Genomic DNA, 20657 nt, shown 5'->3' with positions numbered 1-20657 from the left:
ACGTCAACTTACGAAATTCATATCATAAGCAGCAAAGTTTACGAAATGAGCGTTTATAAAAGAAAGAAATGAACAGAAATTGTTAACGAGTTCGGTTTTCGAGTAGAAAATGCTTATTCGTTAACTCAATTGTAATTGCAATAGTATTAGCAATGATGATAACAGAAGAGCAGCAGGTGACCCAAACACCTGCTGCTCTATTTTATATCCTCTAAAGGGGCAAAACAAAATGGGGATTTATGTTAAAATATAATTCAATCAATTGTTCCGGTAAAGCAGTGGAGTTCAAAATAAGGGGGGATTATATGGAGGTTTTCGGGATTATGGGGTTTATTTTTGGCATGGCGGGATTTACTTTCGGTATTGTTGCTTATACGACAGTGTTGAATAGTAGTAATAATGTAAAAGAACTTGAAAAAAGAATTAATGATTTAGAGAGAAATTCGTGATGAATATAACTATTGGTCAGAGGTGACAGCCACTGACCTTTTTATTTGCCCAATTTAACAGTGTGATTAACAGACTAATTAAGTCGACTTCCGTCTATCAGGCACTTGTTAAGCTGTATAAGAACTCGCTAAGTCATACTTGGAAACAGTTCAAATCCCTATAAATAAAATAAAAGCGGGATACCAATCCATATGCGGATTAGTATCCCAAACGCAGCGTTCATTTAATTTTTCACTTCAAAACCCATCACTTAAGAAATTATTTAGTTCTTTCTTTTAATACACTGTTTTCGCAAAGAGTGTCGCTTCCGGAAAAATTCCAATTGCCGGATTTATCCCTTTATATAGAATCCAGATAATTCAACGCATCTTCAAACGTCTTGACAGGCACTATTTCCATGTCAGTTCCAATTTCTTTGGCTGTTTTCAAGGCTTCTTCATAATTCGGTTGTAAATCGGGGTTGGATTTCTTTATGTCTTCGGGAATGATGTCCATAGGGGCAAAGAAAATCTCCGCGCCTGCATTATCTGCTGCAATGACCTTTTGCTCAATCCCGCCTATTCTTCCAACAGTTCCATTCGATGAGATGGTTCCTGTGCCGGCAATATCAATCCCCCTGGTAATATCTTTTTCGACCAAGCCATTATACAGCTGTAAACTGAACATCAATCCTGCGGACGGTCCTCCGATTTTCTCGGTATTCATTGTCACTTTTGTTTCAGTGACAATATCCTTGTCATCCACCAGGCCGATCCCCAGCCCGACCTTGCCGTCACTGGCCGAAAACTCTGCAAGCGGAACTTCTTCTTCAAACACTTCCCCTTCTCTGGTAAAAGTGATCTTGACCGTGTCATCCACTGTCTTTTTGCTGATATAGTCAATGAATTCCTGAGAAGAACTGAATGCATTCCCATCTATGGCTGTAATCATGTCCCCTGGTTTAAGAACCTCATCTGCGGGCATACCAGGGTAAACGTTCAAGATATAGACCCCGTTATAGTCAAATGAATAAGGTTTGTCTGCATGTTTAAAGGCGACTTCTATGGCATTCAACTTAGACGTTTCCATCAGGTGAAGCTGCCTTACATTGTATTCTTCATCTGTTTCTTCCGGGCTTCTGACTTCACCTGCCGGATAGATATGTTCGTACTTCCGTAAAGAAGCGATGAGATAGGTATAGATATTGGCCTTCCCCATCCGGACGGTCGTCAGCATGAGCCGGCCTTCATCCTCAAATCCGTTCTCCACTTCAATGATTGAATCAAGATCTTTTGCACTTCCAGGCTTGGTGACGTAGTACGGTAGATAATAAAAAGAACTTCCTATAATAAGAATTGTCATGATGACTAGAATTCTGATCCATTTTTTTTGTGACACTTATTGCTGCTTCTCCTTCCATTCTTCAATGGCTTGCTTTATTGAAGGAATTATTTTCTTGGCTTCTTCTTCTCCCGCGGCAATGATTTCCTCCGTATTAGTGAATGCTCGTGAACTGTACTGTTCCACATTCGGCCTTATCATAAAATCAGCGCTCAACTCCCGATTCATGATGATTTCTTTTTGAAGTATATCAATACTCTGCATTATAACATCATACACAGTCAGAATTTCTGCATTTTGTTTCACTTGTGCAACATCAACTCCTATGACGATATCCGCCCCCATCTCTTCAACTACAGAAACAGGCACCCGGTCGATTACTCCACCATCGACAAGCAGTCTTCCATTGATTCTCTCTGGAACAAAAATTCCCGGTATGCTGATGCTCGCTCTTACTGCCTCGGCTATAGGGCCTTCAGTAAAGATTACTCTTTCTCCCTTGGTAAGGTCAGTGGCGACCACTGCTATTGGAATACTGAGATCTTCTATGTTTTTATTATGGGTAAACAGCCTGACAAACTGCTTGATCCGCTTGCCTGCGATGAACCCCATTTTTGGCACAGTGAAGTCCAGATAGTACTTTCTTCGAAATGCGGTAGATAACTTATAAAGATCTTCCATATTATGGCCGACTCCGTACAAACAGGCAGCAAGTGCCCCCATACTGCTTCCGGCAATCATATCAACAGGGATATCTTCTTCTTTAAAGGCCTTCAGCACCCCCAGGTGGGCAAACCCTCTTGCTCCTCCTGAACCGAGAGCTAAGCCGACTTTAGGCTTGTTCACTTGGCCTCCCCCTTTTTTCACCGTTTGGTTTATTCTATGGTCTATTTTGAGTGACTATGAGTATATTTCAATAATATGAGGACAAGGTGTGATTGCTTGTTATAGCACTACCTAATTTCATTCTACCATTTTTTCCACTATCTACAAGGTAAGGAAATGGATCATCCATATAGACTCCGGGAGGGAACAGATTGAATGCTTCGCAATTTAAAACAATCTTTTTAGCACTATCCGTCACTACACTTGCAGCCTCTTTAATTATATTTCCTCAAGAATCCTTTGAAGCCTCCATCAGGGGACTGAATATGTGGTGGGAAATCGTCTTTCCGTCGCTGCTCCCATTTTTCATCATCTCCGAAATGCTCATAGGATTCGGGGTTGTTAAGTTTATCGGTGTTATTTTGGAACCGCTCATGCGCCCGTTTTTCAGGGTTCCTGGAGTAGGAGGATTTGTCTGGGCAATGGGCATGGCATCTGGATTCCCTGCTGGCGCAAAGCTGACGGCCAGGCTCAGACAAGAAAAGCAGCTGACTCGGATCGAAGCTGAAAGACTGGTTTCTTTCACCAATTCTTCCAATCCTCTTTTTATATTTGGTGCAGTATCCATCGGCTTTTTCTATAACCCGCACTTAGGGGTCATTCTTGCATGCGCCCATTATCTTGGCAACATTTTTGTTGGGTTGATGATGAGCTTCTATGGACGTAAAGAAGAAAGTCAGAGTAATACAGTTTCCAATAATGGCTTTTCAATCAGGGCAGCTTTAGCCGCACTTCACAGAACAAGAGTGAAAGAAAAGAGGCCCATTGGCAAACAGCTGGGAGATGCAGTGAACTCGTCGATTCAGACTCTGCTTATGATTGGCGGTTTCATTATCTTATTTTCAGTGATCAATAAGCTCCTCTTTCACCTTGGCATTACTCCATTTGCTGCAGATGCGCTTAATATTTTCCTAAAGACGCTGACCCTCCCTGAAGCTTTAACTCTTCCTTTTATATCAGGGTTATTTGAAATCACCCTTGGAAGCCAGATGACCAGCGGGGCCGGAGAAGCAACCCTTCTTCAGCAAGCCATCATCACCAGCTTCATCCTTGGATTCAGCGGTTTCAGCGTCCAGGCTCAAGTGGCCAGCATACTGGCACAGACAGATATCCGCTTTCGTCCATTCTTTATAGCCAGGTTTATTCACGGGACTGCCGCCGCCATCATAACTCTCCTTATTTGGAAGCCGATTTATGTGAATTTTTACGGAGATAAACCTTCAAATTCTGTACCTGTTTTTAACCAGCCTGACTGGACTTTCTGGGAACAGGCACTTTTATGGCTGAAACAGTGGGGGCCTGTGATCACGATCTTTTCCATGGTGGTTTATATACTCTTATATGTCCAAAAATTGAGAGAGAACAGCCGGCTTTAAAATAAGCGCTCATTAATAACAGCTGGGGCAGATTTTTTCATTTCTTCAAAAAGAGGCTGGGACAAAACCTTATAAAAAGCTCTTTTCAAAAGAATGTGTCTGAGTATAAAGAAAGGATTTCCGCTCCAGGTGCACGACTCCGCGGGGCGGGCGCTGAGCCTCCTCGGCTTTGCCTGCGGGGTCTCACCTGTCCCGCTAGTCCCGCAGGAGGTCGCACACCTTCCGCTCCAATCCGCCTACGATCAGGAACTGGGGGATAACCTAATCTATAAGGTAAGAGCCTAATAACAAAAATGAACCGCATGAGATCAAGTATATAACCTTGATCTCATGCGGTTTTTTTCGATGATTTCTACTTGCATCAATTAGTTTTCTACTTTTGTCCCAGCCTCTTAAATTTCATATCTAAGATCAACCGCTATTTTTAGCCTGCAGGGCAATTTCGACAGGTTTAGGGACAAGTTCTGAAATATCGGCATCATACTTGGCCACTTCTTTAACAATCGAAGAACTTAAGAATGAATATTGATTATTGGTCATGATAAAGAAAGTCTCGATATTTTCATCCAAAACCCTGTTCATGGAGGTGATTTGCATCTCGTATTCAAAATCCGAAACGGCTCTCAACCCCCGGATGATGGCATTGGCATTCACACTCTTGGCATAGTCGATAAGAAGCCCCTGAAAGGAATCCACTTCTATATTAGGTATATCCTTGGTCACTTCCCTGATTAACTGCATTCTCTCTTCTACTGAGAACATCGGTTGTTTCGATGAATTGTTCAAAACAGTTATATACAATTTATCAAATACTTTTGCACCCCGAGTTATGATATCCAGATGTCCATATGTAATTGGATCAAAACTTCCAGGACAGACAGCTATACTTCCCATTCGCTTGCAGCCTCCGTTTCATTAGATAGGGGAACTCCCCTAGAAAAATAGTTCGTAATCTTTTGGAAATGCTGAATTCGTTTCCATTTCCTGACATGCGGACTCGCGGATATACTTGCCCCTCTATAAAAAAACAATAAAAATCAAGAAGAGTAAGCCTTTGAAAAAGGCTCAGCTCTTTTGATAGATTGTGATTCCGATGATTCCATAGGATTCCGCCCTGATTGTTTTCAAAGTGCCGACTTCTTCCGGCAGTTCAATCTCGGATCCATGCTCACAAATAACGAAACCGCTTTCATTCAATAAGCCGTTTTCATCAATCTCTTTCATTAATTGCTGAAGTTTCTGTTTCTTATACGGAGGATCAAGAAAGATATAATCAAAGGTTATATCTCTTTTCATAACAGCTTTAAGTGCCCTTCCAGCTTCATTACGGTATACTTCACTTCTATCACTGTATCCGCATGAATCCAAGTTGGATTTAATGGTCTGTATTGCTTTGAAATCCTTATCCACAAATATAACCTTCCCGAGTCCTCTGCTCAGGGCTTCTATTCCAAGACCGCCGCTGCCTGCAAATAAATCTAGACCGCTGCCAGACTCAAAATAGGGACCTATAATATTGAATATTGCTTCTTTCACTTTATCAGTTGTCGGCCTGGTCCCGCTTCCCGGCACTGACTTTAACGGCCTTCCTCTACATTCGCCTGATATAACTCTCATTAAATTCACCACTGAATATGTATTTATTTCTTTTATATCCTACCATATATAAACATTCTTTTCTATCCATCGTCGAATTGCGGAGGAAAACGATGAAATTTGGATCCTCATGTATAAAACATAGTTCACTGGTGATAATGCTAGTAACAACATCTTTTCTGGTGTTGTTGCCAACCGCGGAGAAGACTTACGTTTCCCCATAAGTTCTTCCTCCGGTTTCTCCTCTCCCTTTGCCTTCTTTCCCTTGTGGAAATAGAAGGACCCTGCAGGAAGTCCTGCAGGGTATTTTTTATATTTCTAATGCCTTTCCATATCAGCAGCATTTTTAAAGTCTCTAACATGAATTACTGTTTTAACGGAATCTTAACGTCTCCTTCAATCCATGATGGATAATCTTGAAGTTCAAAGGTGATTACCCCGGAACTTTCGCTTCTGTCATAAGGAAAACCAAAACGCGGCATGCGGTCCACACCGCCGCCCTCATGATACTGTGACTTCAATTCATGCACTTCCCCATCAGCTCCGGTGTAGCTTTGGATTGGGGACATATGATCAGCCTGTTCATATCGTTTATCCCACGAAAAGAGTAAGGCGCCAGTCTCATCAAATATTTCCTCATATTCCACTTTTGCAAGCCTTTCATCGGGTGCCTGAATGATCTTCAGCTCTCCGGTATCTACCTTCACTTTCAGTTTATCTTTTTCTAATGCCCTTACCTTACTGAAGACCAGATAAAGCTCATCAGGTTTCTCAAAGTAGTTGCTTTGAAGATAATAGGTTTTTTCTTCAAAATCACCGCTGGCTGTAAGACCGTTTGAAATTCTTGACCAGGTTTCTCCATTCTCATCAACTATACGGAGGTCCTCTATATCAAAAATCCGTTTATCGTTTTCAGCCGGAAATTTCATCTGTACTTTGGTCCTGCTTGGTGAAACCTCAAGTTTTTCTACTAAGACCTTTTGGCCTTCTACCAGGTATTCTTTATTGAGATGTTTTTCTCTCGTTTTTCCAATTTTCTTTTTGTCCACTGAGAAAGGGATTTCCCATGTTTCAGAAAACACCTCACCCCCATTGCGCAAGTTCATTACCAAGGTATACTCCTCATTGTTTAAGGATTCTTTCAACCCATAGTTAGACTGATACATATTTGACTTCTCCGTATCAAGTGAGTCAATGCCCAAGCTCTCAAATGGAACCTCATCGCCGGATTCCTCCTTCACCATGATCTTTTCGACCTGCAAATCTTCAAACGGAGTGGAGTCTGATTCCACCTGGTAAAACAGGACCAGCTGCTCCTGGTCGGCAACGAATGAATTCAGTGTGATTGTGATTCCCTTATGTGTAACAGAGCTGTTCACTTCCTGAACATAATCATTCTCAATTATGGATACCAACCCTTTGTCCTGTCTTACCAATTCAACAATCTGCTCCATACCTGGTATGTTCCTGACATAATCGGCAAAAGCCTCAGAGACCCTCAGTGAACTGATGAAGACTGTAAGCAGGATCACCGCTGCCGCTATCCCTGCTTTCCAAAGATGACCTGATTTTTTTGAGCGTTTGGCCTTTTGGATTCCCATCTTAATAGCCTCATCGATTGCTAATTCTGGGTATTTTCGTTCATTCAATTTCTTTTTAAGTTCTTCAAGACGATCTTCTTCACGATTAGACATCAGAATCCCCCTCCTCATCTTCAGTGAATTGTTTTCTTAAAGAAAGCAGCCCCTTATGAAGCCAAGTCTTGATTGTACCCTGTGGATGTTCCAGTATGTCCGCTATCTCATCTATTTTCATCCCTTCCAGGTATTTAAGGATGATAACTTCTCTGTATTTTTCATCAACCCGCTCAATAGCCTCATCTATTTCCAAGCTGGATTTCTCTTCGGAAGCTGGTGCCTTATGGAGAATTTCATTATTATATACAATTCTTTTTTCTTTCTCAGTTCATCGTTGCAGTAATTCAAAAGGATTCTGACCAGCCATGTGGAAAAGTAGCTGGGTTTCTTCAGCTTCCCAATTCCTTTGTAAGCGCGGAATGTGGTTTCTTGAATGGCTTCCAGAGCATCCTGGTCGTTTCGGAAATAAGATAATGCTATACGGTATAATTGCATTTTATATATCTTCATGAGCTGATAAAATGCTTCGCCATCACCTTTACTTGCTTTCTTGACTAATACTTCATCTTCTTTTTTCATATAATCCTCCTTCCTGTACGTTAGACTTTCTCACTCTGAAAAAGTTTTAGTAAATTAAAAATTTTTATTTTATTTTTTAAACTTTATCGCTGCCTTAGAAATACGGTTTTGTGCTGGAACCGGGTCACCCGCCTTTCACAATCATCACCAATTTAACAATATCCTTTACTTATTTATAGGCTTTTGGAATAATTGAAAGTTGGAAAAGACTATACTAATGAAGGCTGAAAGGAAGTAGTATACATGATCCAGCGTTTTATTGAACTAGGAGAAGGGTATTCTGATTTATATGAGCTTATTGAACTGGCCCAATACAATGAACCAAGAATGCTTCATTTCATGGCGTTTCATACTGTTGTGAAAGAACGACCTGTAACTTCTCTGGCGGTTGTACTTAAGCCTGCAGGAGAGAGCAAATTCCAGCCACTATATATATGCAGGGAAGGCGTTCCAGATCCAAACCACCTGCCTAACAAAAGATATCAGCTATTTGATGAAGCAGCAAGGGCTCAAGGCCGGGAAGTCATACAGATGGACGTTAAGCCTTCCTCCTTCTTCGCGGAAAAAGAATTATACTATCAGCATCTGATTGCCATTTTGCGCCTGAACCACTTTATCCCCCCTTTACAGTAGTTAGACCCAGGACGGGGGCTTTCAATTGAAAGAGGTTTTGGAAACGGGAAAGTCTTATAACAAAAAAAGAAAACAGGTGGCAGACACCTGTTTTCTTTCACTTAAATACCCATTTTATAATCATACTCTTTTGCTTTATCCGGCTTGGAATTTTCAAACTGTGTCTTGATGAAAGGCTTGTAGGACGGCTCCACTTTTTTTACATAGGAGTACGAAGACAGCTTTTCAACAATCGCCTCTGTCTCATCTTGATTACAATACAGGACAACATACTTCATCTTTCTGGAAACATATTGTACATTGCCAAACCTTCTCATCGACTTGGCGTGTTTTAAACTATATAACCATACTGTAATACCTTGTCTATCGGTGAACATCTTTATTTTCCCCTTAAATAACACTCTGTTTTTCATAAGTCTAGCATAAGAAATAACTATAAATCAACAAAAGAAGGGCTGAGAAGCATGGACCTTGCCTTGATTTGGGATAAATTCGCAGAACATTTGCAATCCTTCGAAGGCATTGAAGACTATGAAATGAAAAAAATAGCTGGCATTCCCTTTATTTATATTAAAGCCGAGCTTCCTAAGGAAGAGCTTGAAGACTCAATTAAACGGGCGGCCGCAAAATCCATCCGGGGCAAGCGGCTGCATTCCGAAACGGTATATGTCAGGAAAAGATCAGAGTATTACGTATACCGCCACCGTTTCTATGTACCACAGGAAAAAATGTTCTGCTGCGGCAACCTGTGTGTCGACTGCATAAGACTGCGAGGGTAAATTTAAAAGCGAAAGCCCCTGGTACAGCCCCGACAGGAAATTGTTCTCAAGAGAGGAAAGGCGATGATTTTCTTAACGGGTTCTATTTTGAAGTACAAACTTCTAATTATCCAAAGAATTGGTTGAGTTATTCACACCTTAAAACAATGTCTATTGATTTCCACTCCAGGTGCGTGACTCCGCGGGGCGTGCGGTGAGCCTCCTCGGCTTCGCCTGTGGGGTCTCACCTGTCACGCTAGTCCCGCAGGAGGTCACGCACCTTCCGTTCCAATCAAATCATTGCTGACTTTCTATAAATACTCTCCTTTATATTAATATTGGGAATGAAAGTGCATAGGAAATTGTGCCACAAATTTTGAAGAACAAAAAGTTCTGTCATTTGCTATTTGAGTTACATTTAGTATTACCCAATAAACAGATTAACCAGCAAGAATAGCGTTAAACTAACAAAAAAGGAGTGTCAACATCGATGCGATTTGGCACTCCTTTTGATTTGTAATTCTTGATTATGTACTCGAAAACAGAACCCGTTATGATTTTCTTGTTTTCCTCTATAATCAAAACCACTAGTGTGAACTGGTGGTTTTCTATGCCGCTGAGAACCTTACTTACCGGCCTTGACATAAAAGGCACACTTGTATCACTTGTATGCGGATCGGCGGATTTTTTAAAAATAAGGGGAAAAATTCCGCCTATTTTTAAAGATAGCTCTAAAAACAGATGAATTAACGGAATAATTTCCCTTATTCTCTGAAAAGGTGCAAAATGAGTCCAATTGGCGTGCTTAAGCGGAAAATTTCCGCTTATTTGCCCTAAATAGACTTCTGTTCCACAGCTTAACCGGAAATTCTCCGCTTATTTAAATATAACTGGTGACTCAATGAAGGATTGTTGGGTCCTTCACATGGCAAACCTCCTTCTATGATGAAATGGATTAGCCGGCTCCTATCATGAAGGAGGTTTTAACTCCAGGTATAAGATCTTTGCAACCCCCGGCACAGCCAGGGATTCTAAGAGCATCAAAAAAAATGCGAGGAAATCCCCGCATTTATGAACAGCCGCAGCTTCCTCCGCTTCCGCAACCGCCTCCACAAGCAGAGCCTGAGTCAAAGAAGGGATTTCCGGTCGGCACTTTAACATTTTCAGAAACTGAACGGCCGACTAAAACACTGACCTCATCCAGCAGGCTTTGCAGATCCTTTTCTGCACGTCGGAAGTTTGCGACATTTTCATCCATATCCATATCACGTTTCAGCTCCCGGATTTCCTTCATCACCCTTTTATAATCGGGATGATAACGGCCAAAGCGCTGAACCTCTTCATACAGTTCTTTCATTTTGCTGAATTTCTGTATTTTGAGCTGCGTGCCTTTATCTGACTTTAACATATATAAACTACGGCGATACTCTTCTGCAACATCTGATTCCAGAATCTGAGCTGCCAATTCTTCTGCGGATTCCTGAATTTCCAATCTTTCCAATGTAGCAAGCAAAAACGCTCACCTCCATAACGACATTTTAACACGTTTAGGGAAAGTAAGCTAATAGTTGTTTTTAGGGGATGGTGATATAGAATTGTTTTTGAAGCCCTAAAGATTGCCTGCTTTTTTTCTCCACTATATCAAGCTTCACATGGTGTATCCCTTTGGTAAGTCCCTTGATGACAAATGCTGCAGTATGATATTCGTCATGCCTCTTCCCATCTACACTGACCACTATTTTACCCTTCTTGCCTTTCTTTCCTGTCGAAAAAGTGACTCCGGGAACAATGCATTCTACGTATACTTGACTGCCTTGAACGATATGTTTCACTGTTATATCTGTTTTCTTTTGGGCGTTAAGCATCGCTGCCTCTGCTTCATGCTCCATACCAAAAGATTCCGGTTCAGGCATATCTTCTCTGCAGCCTGCCAAACATATTATGACCAGTAATAGTATCCATTTTTTCATAAAAACCACTCCTTGCCGTTAGCGTTTGCAGACATGGGGGTTTTTAAACAAAAAATAAGCCTTATTCTCCTGGCCGGAACTTCAAGCTTCCATTACTACTGGGAATCATTCATAGCCTGGAACATTTGCATCATCATCGATGCCATTTGAACGCCATTGGAAAAACGCTGAACCTGATGGTGGACCGTTTTTTCATAATGATTGATGGAGGCTGCTTCGAACTTATCCAGCAGATGGGGATTTTTACTAAGGATTCGATACCACGCTGGCTGTAACCTTATAAAGTTTTTAAGATCTTCCTTAGAATGGATATAGTCCACCACTTCTTTTCTCATACAAACCACTTCCCTCAATCTTTTCTAAATGAAAACGGATGGGGCCGCCGCTCTGGTGCTTCAGACTGTTTAGGTGCCGGCGAAGATGAAGTATCAGACGATTGAAATTGCGAAAGCACTCCTTGCACTGCACCAATCGCCTGGCTCAAACTGTTGATATGCTGTTCCATTTGAGCAGGATCCATATTTTTCAGCATCCCTCCAATTTGATCCATAAACCCTTTGGAGTCCTTCTTCTCTTCTTTAGTATGCGCCTTTCCTTCTCTAAACTCATCCCACCTTGAATCTTCTTCCCCCAACAAGTACCATTCCTCAAATAACTCCTGCCAACTGGCTGTACCCTTCCTGACTTCTGACGACATTTTAGGGTGCCTTTGCACAAATTCCTTGAATTCCTTAACTTTTGGATGCAGCTTTTTAGCCATATCCTTCACCTCCTAAGTCGGGGCATATACCTACTATAAGATATGAAAGTCCTGATTAAATGTGAATTCTTAAGACAAAAATGCTGGACCCTTTCTAAAAGTTCTTTTCACAAGGTTGTTTTTAGCAGAGAGACTCTAGCCGTTTTAAAAGTAATGGATTTCCGCTCCAGGCGCGCGACCCCGAGGGGCTGGGCGCTGCAACTAGACGACCGCTAGTCCCGCAGGAGGTCACACGCCTTCCGCTCCAATCCTTCTATGTAAGAGGGGGAAGAGGATAAGATAACAATTAATAGCAACAATCTTTTAGAAAGGCTGTATTCGCATTTATGTTGCTTTCAGAAAAATCTCAAGAACCCCATTTTACCCCGAATACTAAGAATTTCATCTCTTAAACTGAGGGAGAAGCTCTTGTCTTTCTTGTTTACCAAGGTAATTTCGGTGAGTTATGGCATTAGCTTATGAAAATTATGATTTAAACCTCTTCTCAAGGAGAATATACACTCTGATATAGCCAGCGGCCAAAAAGATTAAAGCAGCTCTTATTTCACTCCTTGGAAAAGAAGCCTTTATAATAAAGCAGGAAAAAAACCAAAAATTCCCCGGAAAATTATTTCATGATATGATTAACTAGATTTATCTTAGAACCGGTAACAATAACATGGCTGTTTATTCATATTATTAAGATTTTCTAGAATGAATTTGCTCCCAATCTTCTATTCAAATATAGTAAATGGCCAATTCAAGCTAAAACAAAGACGAAGGATGAAGTGAAAATGAAAGAAGAATTAACAGAACTTTTGAATGACTGCATAGAAAATGGAAATGAAGCAGACTTCAAAGTTTTAAAGCAAGTGCTTCAAGGAGTCAGAAGGAAGCAGGACGAGTACAATGGATCCTATATAGGGGCCGCCTTGGCGATGGAGAGGGTCACCTCAGAAGATTCCTGTGAAGTGACAATCCCTATTACGCCTTTCACTTATAACTCCCTGGAAATCGTACATGGAGGCATCACGGCCACTTTAGTCGATTCTGCCATGGGAACATTGGCTAACATACTCCTTCCCGAAGGATATGGCGCGGTCACAACCAACCTGAATATTCATTACCTGTCACCTGGGAAAACAGGAAGCTTGACGGCCAAAGCTGCCCTTGTGCATAAAGGCTCCAAAACCTTAGTTATTGATGGCAAAGTAATGGCGGATGATGGAAAAACAGTTGCCCATTGTACAGGATCATTTTTTGTGGTTAAAAAAAGACCCTGATTGATTTAATAAGCATGCCCTTTTATGATTAATGCGCCCTGAAGCCGAGGGAGTCTCACCGCCCGCCCCGCGGAGACGTACACCTGGAACGGAAGTCAACATATCCTGTAAGAACAACAATAATCTTTACCAGAGCCTTTACACATATCAAAATTCACGAAAAAGAGCCAAATAAAAAGAATCAGTCATCAATGACCGATTCTTTTTATTATGGTTGGAACTGCTGTATAAAGTTTTGAGTGAAATACTTTCTATACACTCCTACTCCAAGATGTGTGAAATCCGGCTCCAATAAGGTTTTTCTGTGCCCTTCGGAATTCAGCCAGCCATGTACAGCAGCAGGGCCGTCAGCATATTGTGCTGCAATATTTTCTCCCGCCATTCCAAAGGCCACTTCCGCACTTTCAAGCCTGTCGGCGAGTGTTCCTGAGGTAGGAGATTCATGGGAAAAATAATCTTGTTCAAACATGTCTTTACTGTGCTGCTCTGCAACAGAGGCTGTTTCTTCGTCCCATTCCACCTCGCCCGCTTCATAACTGGAACGGATAATATTGGTAATGTCGAATATCTGCTTCTCACTGCCTTCTGCTATCTCATTCCATTTTTCTTGAGGAATTTCGCTTTCTTCCATCAATTCCCCTCTATACACCATCTCATAGGGTCTTTGTTCTACTAAGGCCTCTTTATTGAACAGACGTATACTGACAAGCTTACCAGTATATTTATCAAGATTAAGCTGGGCATACACATCCCCGAGTGTGGTCAGCATCCTTGTATTAAGGTCTTCTTCAGAAAGTTCAAATCGGTAGGTGCCTTCATTAACCTTGACGACTACTTCTGATTCCACGGGAGATGTCTGGTAGATTTCTTTTATCGTCTGCCCCACCTTGAATGGTTCTATCTCCGCTTCATCTCCAGCGGCATAAATGGTAACGATTTTGCTTCGAAGTATTCCGACTTGAAAGTACTGCTGATCAGAAATATGGTAGATCCACCACTCGTACCCGTATGCTGATGGATCGATACGGTCAGGCTCCCCTAACTGCGCAACCAATTCCTCGGCGCTTTTATTGATAAAGGAGGCTATCCCTTGAGCTGGTCCTCCCGGAGTTAAGTTTTTTTCTGTCCCATTTAAGGAATCGTTTTGATCCTCTTGAGGCTCATTTATTGCAGGCCCTTGTAATATAGGGGTGTCATCCTGCTTTCCATTTGAATAAATACCTACAAAAATTATAATGGCTAAAATTGTTAAGATACGAAGTAAGGTTTTCAGGAGTTATCCTCCTTTCTCTTAGTATGCTGATATAAAATATTTCTACAAACCTGAAGAAATGAACCATGAATTTAAACATCCAGACAGAGGCCTTATGTATATATAACTATTATTAGTATAGCATTACTTATAATTCCTTTTACAGTAAGACCTTTTATAAATTTCAACGGCAGGCGTATTCATTTCTATTTTTCATATATTACTTATAATATTCACTGTCTACTTCTTTTATTTGAGTGTTTTTAAGTATTTGACCTAATTACACAGTTGTCAGGGTTGGGATTTATAGATAATTGAATTTAAAGCAGCAAAGGTTATTTAGCGCTTTTGAGATCTTTCTTTAATTCAAGGCACCTGTCTAACCAAATAGAGCCGCACTCTGAAAGCACGGCTCTATCATTTTTTAAAGCTCTTTTCGTATACTTTGCTGCTGCCGTTAAAAAGATTGTTTGCTTTAATGCTATTTAAATTCTTATCCTTTAACCCATAAGGTTCGGAGCGGAAGGCTTGCGGCCCCCTGCGGGACTGGAGCTGCAAGCCATTACTTTTAAAAAGAACACTCACATCTTATAATCTGGCCTCAAGAATTGAAAGCAAGTTCTTGACGTGCTAAGCCACTGAAAGGAATTCAAACTATTAACAAGGTTTGTTGGAACCAATATCGTGCTGTGATATTTTTTCAATAGCCATGTTTGTTTGATGATCAAGTTTATCCCTCACGGCAAGGTCTCCAAGCGACACGATTCCCACTAGCTTCTGGCCATCCACTACAGGAAGTCTTCTTATCTGGTTCCTGCTCATGAGCGACGCTGCATCATCGATAGAGGCTTCCGCACCTATCGTGACCAGTTCATCACTCATCACTTGTTCGACTTTAGAAGAACCAGGATGCTTTTCTGCGACACCCCTGACCACAATATCTCTATCGGTAATCATCCCCACCAGAAACTCACCATCCACAATTGGAATCGCGCCGACATCATTCTCCTTCATTTTTACTGCCACTTCATAAACATTATCAAGCAGGGTGCATGTCTCTACATTCTTGGTCATGATTTCTTTGACATTCATTCTGATCCCTCCAATTGTCATTGATGCTGTTATTATCATTCTCCTTATAAAGCGAAGTATTCGCCTGCAATTCCGCGATTTACTAATTTCGTCACAATGTATTCGTTGCATCAATTGACAAATTACACTATTATAAAGAATGAGGAATTTTGCATTCTGAAGGAAAACAATAGGTGAGAATGCGTTGATGATATTGGAGGGATATATATGCGTTTTGAAACTTCTGGCGTCAATGAAATGAAAGCGGATTTAAACAGACTTGATGAAGTAATGAGTTCACACGGCATGCTGCGTGATGGACAATGGGATTATGAGCGCGTGACTTATGACAAAAAGTTTGAGATCAAAGAAGGTACATACTATCTTAGAATTCAAGGTCATACGGTCAACGGTGACATCGGCAGACATGATGCAATCATTCAGCTTATGACACCTCTTCTGGGCAAACACTACTATCCGCATGGTATCGAATATGGTGAGGGAGAGCATTTCCCTGCCCACCTTGTGACTACATGTGAAAAGCTATTGGCTGAAATTAAAGCTGAAGTATCTGGATTTGCCGAATAACGAAAGCTTAGCTGGCAGGAAGGTAGATTGATTACCTCTCTGCCGGCTTTTTTTTATAAGAATTTCGTATTCAACGATGTAATTTATTGTGAAATATAAAGAATATCTTTGATTTACAAAAAGAAAAGAACTGCACTCCCCTTTTAGAAAGAAACACCTTAGTATCCAGGGGGAATCCGCAAGAAACCATTTATTCGAAAACCCGGGTGCCATTTTACCCGCCCCCTATTGATTGGAGGGGAAGGCGTGCGGCCCCCTGCAGGACTAGCGGGTTTCTATTTGCGCACCTAGCACCTCTGGACCCAGGTGCCCGAGTGGAAATCGATTTTTTCAACAACCACCACCTTAGCGAAAACAGCAGCCTTTTATGAAGAAAAGAGCAAACAGAAAAAAATGTGGAATTAGAAGCTGTGCTCTATTCAGTATAGGCTGTATTGTAATATAATAGTTATATAGGTACATAAGAAGAAAGGGGCACCAAATTGACAAAGTTTCTTTCCAAGAAAATGATTTTGATTGCAATCTCAGTCATTTTAATTAGTTTATTGCTTTATTATATCCTCCCTGTTTCCATCCCTCTTATAACCGCCATTGTCACCGCACTATTGCTTGACCCTGCAGTAAAAATGCTTGAAAGAAGATTTAAGATCAAAAGGAAGCTTGCTGTCTTAATCGTCTTTATCATTTTTATTCTCTCAATCGGTGTGGTTTCATACTTTGTGATTACGAAAGTCGTTGGTGAAGGTGTTAAACTTGTAGAGGATATTCCCTTATATATCAATCAGTTAAGTGATATCTGGCTGTCTTATGAGAAACAATTTACTAATGCGGCAAAGGACCTGCCAATAGAAATTGTCACTGAAACAAGCAGAGAGGTCCAAGACTTTTTGAACAGCTTCAAAAGCAGCTTGAAAGAGTATTTAGATATAGAGAAAATCAGTGCATTTCTCGCCTACATTCCTAACTACTTAGTCAGTTTCCTTGTATTTTTAATAGCATTGTTCATGTTCATGCTTGACCTTCCGAGGATAAAGCAGACCATTTTTAACCATCTTACGGAAAAAACTGCAGAAAAAGTGAACTTTATGACTTCCAGGCTTTCCTATGTTATATTCGGATTCTTTAAAGCACAGTTCCTGGTAAGTATTATAATCTTTGTAGCTGCACTGATCGGCCTTCTCTTTATTTCTCCTGAAGTGGCCATCGTCATGTCGATCATCATATGGATCATTGATTTCATTCCATTGATAGGATCAATCGTTGTGCTGGCTCCTTGGGCCATATTCCACCTATTATCAGGAAACCTCACTTTAGGAACAGAGCTTGCAATCCTTGCGGCGGTCCTACTGATTATCCGGAGGACAGTAGAACCCAAAGTGATGGGAAGCCACATCGGCCTCTCCCCACTAGCCACACTAATTGCGATGTATTTGGGGTTAAAGCTGCTGGGTGTTCTCGGTTTCATATTGGGACCTTTGATTTTAATCGTGTTCAATTCCGCTAAGGAAGCGGGAATCATTAAAATGAACTTCAAAATTTGATTCAGAAACTTAATCAGCACTTTCCGGCTCAATAATCTTATATAGAAAGAGGCAGGTCATTAGCGACCTGCCTCTTTTTTGAGGACAATACGTTTCATATACGCCTTCAAAAATGCCTCTTTTTTCAGATTGCTCCTTTAGAAAAAATCGATAAAGAAACCAGGTCGTGAATGAAGATTTTCATTTAAAATAAATATTTTCTCTGCATTTCCTTTAATGAGCCCCATATTAAAAAGCTCTGCGGCAGAATAAGTCCCGAAAAACAGCGGAATTAAAACATTGATGTCCAACTCCAGGTCTACTTCATGTTCAGGAGACATGCTCTTGATTTCTTTGTTCGTCATGAGAAACTTTCCGTTATTCCAAGGAGCATATTTATCATTGATCTGCATCGATAATTCTCCATTAAAAGAAGGGAAATATAATCGAAAGAATTGTGTGACATCCACTACCCTTGCCATGAAATAAGGATGCAGCTCTGTTTTTGTTTTTGGATTATCAAGCAGAAAGGGTAATGGATCACCAGGATGCAATACTAATTCCACTTCTGTAAGCATGGAGTCGTGCTGGCAGATGAAATTCCATAAGCCGTTTCTTGCTTCAGCGTTCAGTGGTATAAACTCCTCAACTTTCATCTTTTCTTCCTTGATCTTATAAAGAATATATCCTGTCTCTTCTCCTTTATCGTTGGAGTAAATGGCAACATGGAGAGTCGTTATGGATCTATCCTTCCACCACTCACTATCCCTTGCCAGCATGCCGCTGTACCCTTTGGCATACCGCCTGTATATTTCCTCTAATTTATCAGGATAGCTTTCTTTGTTGAATCTCCTTACTGTCCCGGGGGCATGCTCAAACATTTTCATTTCCGCCTTTGGTACTTTTACCTTTTTTAAAGTGGCGAACAATTCCCAGCCATATTTCCGATAGAACGCTATCGAGAAAGGATGAAGCATTGAAAGAGTTTGACCTTTTTCTCTCATCCGTTCCAGAGTAAAGGTTAATAAATCATGCACCATTCCTTTTCTTCTATATTCAGGGTAGGTTGCCACTCCGGCTATACCTCCCATTTTAAACTCCTTCTCTCCCAGGAAAACATTCAATGACAACAGGTGGAGTTTCGCTGCAAGATTTTCTTCAATCTCAATGCCATATAATTCATGTTGATCCAACTGCTTAAATCTTTTTTCTTTTTCCTCTTCAGGAACATTGTACTGAAACGCATACATCGATAAATTTAACGTTTCTTCATAAGAATGTTTGTCCAGTCTTTTAATTGTCATACTCATTTCACCTCATCATAAATAATTCTATAAATAAAGGTATAATCCCTTCAGCGTTCACAAAAAGGAGCCGGAAAATTCACCGGCTCCTTACATTACCTTGCTATTAAAAGCCTAGGATCGCTTTGATAACAGATGTTGTTTCTCCGCCTTCATAAATGACATATAACAATGAGTATACAGCTACACCCGTAGTGGCCGTGAAGAACCAAATGATACTTGTAATTGGCCCCAATTTTCTGTGTCTTTCATAATTAGCTTTGTACCCTGTCCATAAAGTCACCAGACCAAAGACCGCTCCGGTTGTAGCCAAGGTGATATGAAAAATCAAAAATAGGGTGTAGTAGATTTTTATATCAGCAGGACCGCCAAATGCAGTATTTCCAACAAAGATAGTCCGGCTAACATAAATAATAAAGAAAGTTAAAGCGAAAACAGCTGCCATAAACATTGTTTTTTATGAGCTTCAATCTTTCGTTGTTTAATCTGCCACCAGCCTATAGCCACAGTAATGGCACTTAAAACGATAAATGTGGTGCTGATAGTAGGTAAAATAGGTAAAGACATGATTTCTTCCTCTCTTCTCTATATGGTAGAAACGCTTCTTATTCAACAGGTCTTGGATTAGTGAATTCTCCATTTTCATATTGCTTCATGGTTTCATCGGCTTCTGCCTGATCTTTTTTATACCATTGGAAGAATAAGCTGGCGAGCACAAACCCAAAAACAATTTCCTGAATGATTTTCATGACTACGCCGCCTAGCTGCTGATCATTTTCAAGTGACATGGAAGTAAATAATTCCGGACCGCTTAAGTTCAAACCGGACAGAGTGTTTGCAGGGACACACAGGGCCAAAGCTTTTAACCACTCTGTAGGATCATAATAAGTGGCATAAAGCGGATTATCGGCAAAGATGATTAGTCCGCATGCTGGAGTCAACAGTACGGCACTTCCAAGGATATAGCCGATTTTTTTCAGGCCGTGCAAGTCAATTTTATTATCTGCAGGGTTAAGCAGCGGCCACCACATAAAGATTGCCAGGAGGAATAAGATGAATGTGAACAAACCATGCAAGGTCACATCTGTCCTGACATTGTCAAAAACCCCCGGTATATGGTAAACAGAGAACAAAATATTGAATGAAACAAGGGCAATCAGCGGTTTTGTCATGAATGACATGACCGGTTTGATTACCGGAAGCTTCACCACGCTCTTCCACACCCAGGAAGGAATACCAAGGATAAACAACGGTGTGAATACCAGGTAAAGAGTCGCCATCTGGGTCATATGGACGGAAAACAGCATAGTGCTCATCACTTCCACAGGGGAACCTTTAATAGCATAGAGTAGTATCATAGAGATTAAAAAGCAGGCTGCTTGTTTAACAGTAAGCGGCTCACTCTCTTGAAAACTGCCCCTCCACTTAATGGTTATTAAGAAATATACAGCAGTAATGAATAAGATTGTAATTATAAATAACGGACTCCACAGTGCAAAAAATCCGAATATACCTAAATGCATAATGAATACCTCATTTCCTAGGAATGCTCATCTTTATTATACGTTGACCCTTACAACAGTTCAACGCCAGCTCTTGACAAGTTCATGACATTTCCCATAGCAGCCATGCTCTCTTCCACTGTCATCATTAGCATAGCAGCTACTTCAAGATCTCATGATTTTTATATGGACAT

24 protein-coding genes and 1 pseudogene are annotated in these 20657 nt (G+C 40.8%); 7 read left to right on the top strand and 18 right to left on the bottom strand.

The features are described from left to right. Positions 1-305 precede the first annotated feature (305 nt). Positions 306-449: a hypothetical protein gene (locus tag B9Z54_RS25180; protein ID WP_187444436.1), complete on the top strand. Its 144-nt coding sequence runs from the start codon at positions 306-308 to the stop codon at positions 447-449. Between the two features lie 340 nt (positions 450-789). On the opposite strand, the gene B9Z54_RS05060 is transcribed toward B9Z54_RS25180, so the two are convergent. Next, the gene (locus B9Z54_RS05060; RefSeq protein WP_240189809.1) at positions 790-1827 is read right to left on the bottom strand and encodes a SepM family pheromone-processing serine protease; all 1038 of its coding nucleotides are present in this window, start codon (positions 1825-1827) and stop codon (positions 790-792) included. After that, positions 1828-2616: a patatin-like phospholipase family protein gene (locus B9Z54_RS05055; RefSeq protein WP_113927404.1), complete on the bottom strand. Its 789-nt coding sequence runs from the start codon at positions 2614-2616 to the stop codon at positions 1828-1830. Positions 2617-2807: 191 nt separating this feature from the next. Here B9Z54_RS05055 and ylbJ point away from each other — a divergent pair, with 191 nt between their 5' ends. Next, positions 2808-4031, top strand: coding sequence for a sporulation integral membrane protein YlbJ (gene ylbJ / locus B9Z54_RS05050; protein ID WP_113927403.1), 1224 nt, complete (start codon positions 2808-2810; stop codon positions 4029-4031). 411 nt (positions 4032-4442) lie between these two features. On the opposite strand, the gene coaD is transcribed toward ylbJ, so the two are convergent. The 5 genes from coaD to B9Z54_RS26095 all read right to left on the bottom strand — a co-directional run bounded on the left by coaD (position 4443) and on the right by B9Z54_RS26095 (position 7843). Then, positions 4443-4925 (bottom strand): pantetheine-phosphate adenylyltransferase, encoded by a 483-nt coding sequence (coaD, locus tag B9Z54_RS05045; protein WP_113927402.1) that lies wholly within the window; start codon positions 4923-4925, stop codon positions 4443-4445. 171 nt (positions 4926-5096) lie between these two features. Continuing rightward, complete coding sequence (gene rsmD / locus B9Z54_RS05040; RefSeq protein ID WP_113927401.1) at positions 5097-5648, bottom strand: 16S rRNA (guanine(966)-N(2))-methyltransferase RsmD; 552 nt, start codon at positions 5646-5648, stop codon at positions 5097-5099. 344 nt (positions 5649-5992) lie between these two features. Further along, a complete protein-coding gene (locus tag B9Z54_RS05035; protein ID WP_162785093.1) occupies positions 5993-7321 on the bottom strand; it encodes a DUF4179 domain-containing protein in 1329 nt (442 codons plus the stop codon). Next, positions 7314-7517, bottom strand: coding sequence for an RNA polymerase sigma factor (locus B9Z54_RS26100; protein ID WP_275887782.1), 204 nt, complete (start codon positions 7515-7517; stop codon positions 7314-7316). Before B9Z54_RS26100 ends, B9Z54_RS05035 begins: the two co-directional genes overlap by 8 nt. Then, positions 7508-7843, bottom strand: a complete 336-nt coding sequence (locus B9Z54_RS26095; protein WP_275887781.1) for a sigma-70 family RNA polymerase sigma factor — start codon at positions 7841-7843, stop codon at positions 7508-7510. Before B9Z54_RS26095 ends, B9Z54_RS26100 begins: the two co-directional genes overlap by 10 nt. Positions 7844-8086: 243 nt before the next feature. On the opposite strand from B9Z54_RS26095, the gene B9Z54_RS05025 reads away from it, so the two are divergent. After that, a complete protein-coding gene (locus B9Z54_RS05025; RefSeq protein ID WP_113927399.1) occupies positions 8087-8476 on the top strand; it encodes a DUF7147 family protein in 390 nt (129 codons plus the stop codon). 101 nt (positions 8477-8577) lie between these two features. Here B9Z54_RS05025 and B9Z54_RS05020 read toward each other — a convergent pair whose 3' ends face one another. Beyond that, positions 8578-8853: a YlbG family protein gene (locus B9Z54_RS05020; RefSeq protein ID WP_113927398.1), complete on the bottom strand. Its 276-nt coding sequence runs from the start codon at positions 8851-8853 to the stop codon at positions 8578-8580. 99 nt (positions 8854-8952) lie between these two features. On the opposite strand from B9Z54_RS05020, the gene B9Z54_RS05015 reads away from it, so the two are divergent. Then, positions 8953-9255, top strand: a complete 303-nt coding sequence (locus tag B9Z54_RS05015; RefSeq protein WP_240189808.1) for a hypothetical protein — start codon at positions 8953-8955, stop codon at positions 9253-9255. A 438-nt stretch (positions 9256-9693) separates the two neighbouring features. On the opposite strand, the gene B9Z54_RS24685 is transcribed toward B9Z54_RS05015, so the two are convergent. From B9Z54_RS24685 to B9Z54_RS04995, 5 genes are all read right to left on the bottom strand, one after another. Continuing rightward, the gene (locus B9Z54_RS24685) at positions 9694-9879 is read right to left on the bottom strand and encodes a hypothetical protein (protein WP_162785092.1); all 186 of its coding nucleotides are present in this window, start codon (positions 9877-9879) and stop codon (positions 9694-9696) included. Positions 9880-10303: 424 nt separating this feature from the next. Continuing rightward, the gene (locus B9Z54_RS05010) at positions 10304-10747 is read right to left on the bottom strand and encodes a YlbF/YmcA family competence regulator (RefSeq protein WP_113927396.1); all 444 of its coding nucleotides are present in this window, start codon (positions 10745-10747) and stop codon (positions 10304-10306) included. A 61-nt stretch (positions 10748-10808) separates the two neighbouring features. After that, positions 10809-11204, bottom strand: a complete 396-nt coding sequence (locus B9Z54_RS05005) for a hypothetical protein (RefSeq protein ID WP_113927395.1) — start codon at positions 11202-11204, stop codon at positions 10809-10811. Between the two features lie 95 nt (positions 11205-11299). Continuing rightward, the gene (locus tag B9Z54_RS05000; RefSeq protein WP_113927394.1) at positions 11300-11539 is read right to left on the bottom strand and encodes a YlbE-like family protein; all 240 of its coding nucleotides are present in this window, start codon (positions 11537-11539) and stop codon (positions 11300-11302) included. 14 nt (positions 11540-11553) lie between these two features. Continuing rightward, entirely contained in the window at positions 11554-11964 is a 411-nt protein-coding gene (locus tag B9Z54_RS04995; protein WP_113927393.1) for a YlbD family protein, read from the bottom strand. Positions 11965-12737: 773 nt separating this feature from the next. On the opposite strand from B9Z54_RS04995, the gene B9Z54_RS04990 reads away from it, so the two are divergent. Further along, entirely contained in the window at positions 12738-13226 is a 489-nt protein-coding gene (locus B9Z54_RS04990; RefSeq protein ID WP_113927392.1) for a PaaI family thioesterase, read from the top strand. A 208-nt stretch (positions 13227-13434) separates the two neighbouring features. Here the strand turns inward: B9Z54_RS04990 and B9Z54_RS04985 are convergent, their stop codons facing one another. Continuing rightward, positions 13435-14412 (bottom strand): CAP domain-containing protein, encoded by a 978-nt coding sequence (locus B9Z54_RS04985; protein WP_397541237.1) that lies wholly within the window; start codon positions 14410-14412, stop codon positions 13435-13437. Between the two features lie 723 nt (positions 14413-15135). Next, a complete protein-coding gene (locus B9Z54_RS04980) occupies positions 15136-15570 on the bottom strand; it encodes a CBS domain-containing protein (protein WP_113927390.1) in 435 nt (144 codons plus the stop codon). Between the two features lie 207 nt (positions 15571-15777). Here B9Z54_RS04980 and B9Z54_RS04975 point away from each other — a divergent pair, with 207 nt between their 5' ends. Next, on the top strand, positions 15778-16137 hold the full coding sequence (locus B9Z54_RS04975; RefSeq protein WP_113927389.1) for a YugN family protein: 360 nt from the start codon (positions 15778-15780) through the stop codon (positions 16135-16137). Between the two features lie 482 nt (positions 16138-16619). Continuing rightward, positions 16620-17678 carry a sporulation integral membrane protein YtvI gene (gene ytvI, locus B9Z54_RS04970; protein ID WP_113927388.1) on the top strand — a complete coding sequence of 353 codons (1059 nt, stop codon included), beginning with the start codon at positions 16620-16622 and terminating at the stop codon, positions 17676-17678. A 137-nt stretch (positions 17679-17815) separates the two neighbouring features. Here the strand turns inward: ytvI and B9Z54_RS04965 are convergent, their stop codons facing one another. The 3 genes and pseudogenes from B9Z54_RS04965 to ctaG form a co-directional block, all read right to left on the bottom strand. Then, positions 17816-18961 carry a GNAT family N-acetyltransferase gene (locus B9Z54_RS04965; RefSeq protein WP_113927387.1) on the bottom strand — a complete coding sequence of 382 codons (1146 nt, stop codon included), beginning with the start codon at positions 18959-18961 and terminating at the stop codon, positions 17816-17818. A gap of 106 nt (positions 18962-19067) precedes the next feature. Continuing rightward, positions 19068-19528: pseudogene (locus B9Z54_RS04960) on the bottom strand (DUF420 domain-containing protein). A 38-nt stretch (positions 19529-19566) separates the two neighbouring features. Beyond that, on the bottom strand, positions 19567-20484 hold the full coding sequence (gene ctaG / locus B9Z54_RS04955) for a cytochrome c oxidase assembly factor CtaG (RefSeq protein ID WP_113927386.1): 918 nt from the start codon (positions 20482-20484) through the stop codon (positions 19567-19569). Positions 20485-20657: the final 173 nt, after the last annotated feature.

It is taken from the genome of Bacillus sp. P14.5 (genome assembly GCF_003316765.1).
Classification (GTDB): Bacteria; Bacillota; Bacilli; order Bacillales; family Bacillaceae_B; genus Rossellomorea.
This window is presented reverse-complemented; position numbering and strand designations above follow the sequence as displayed.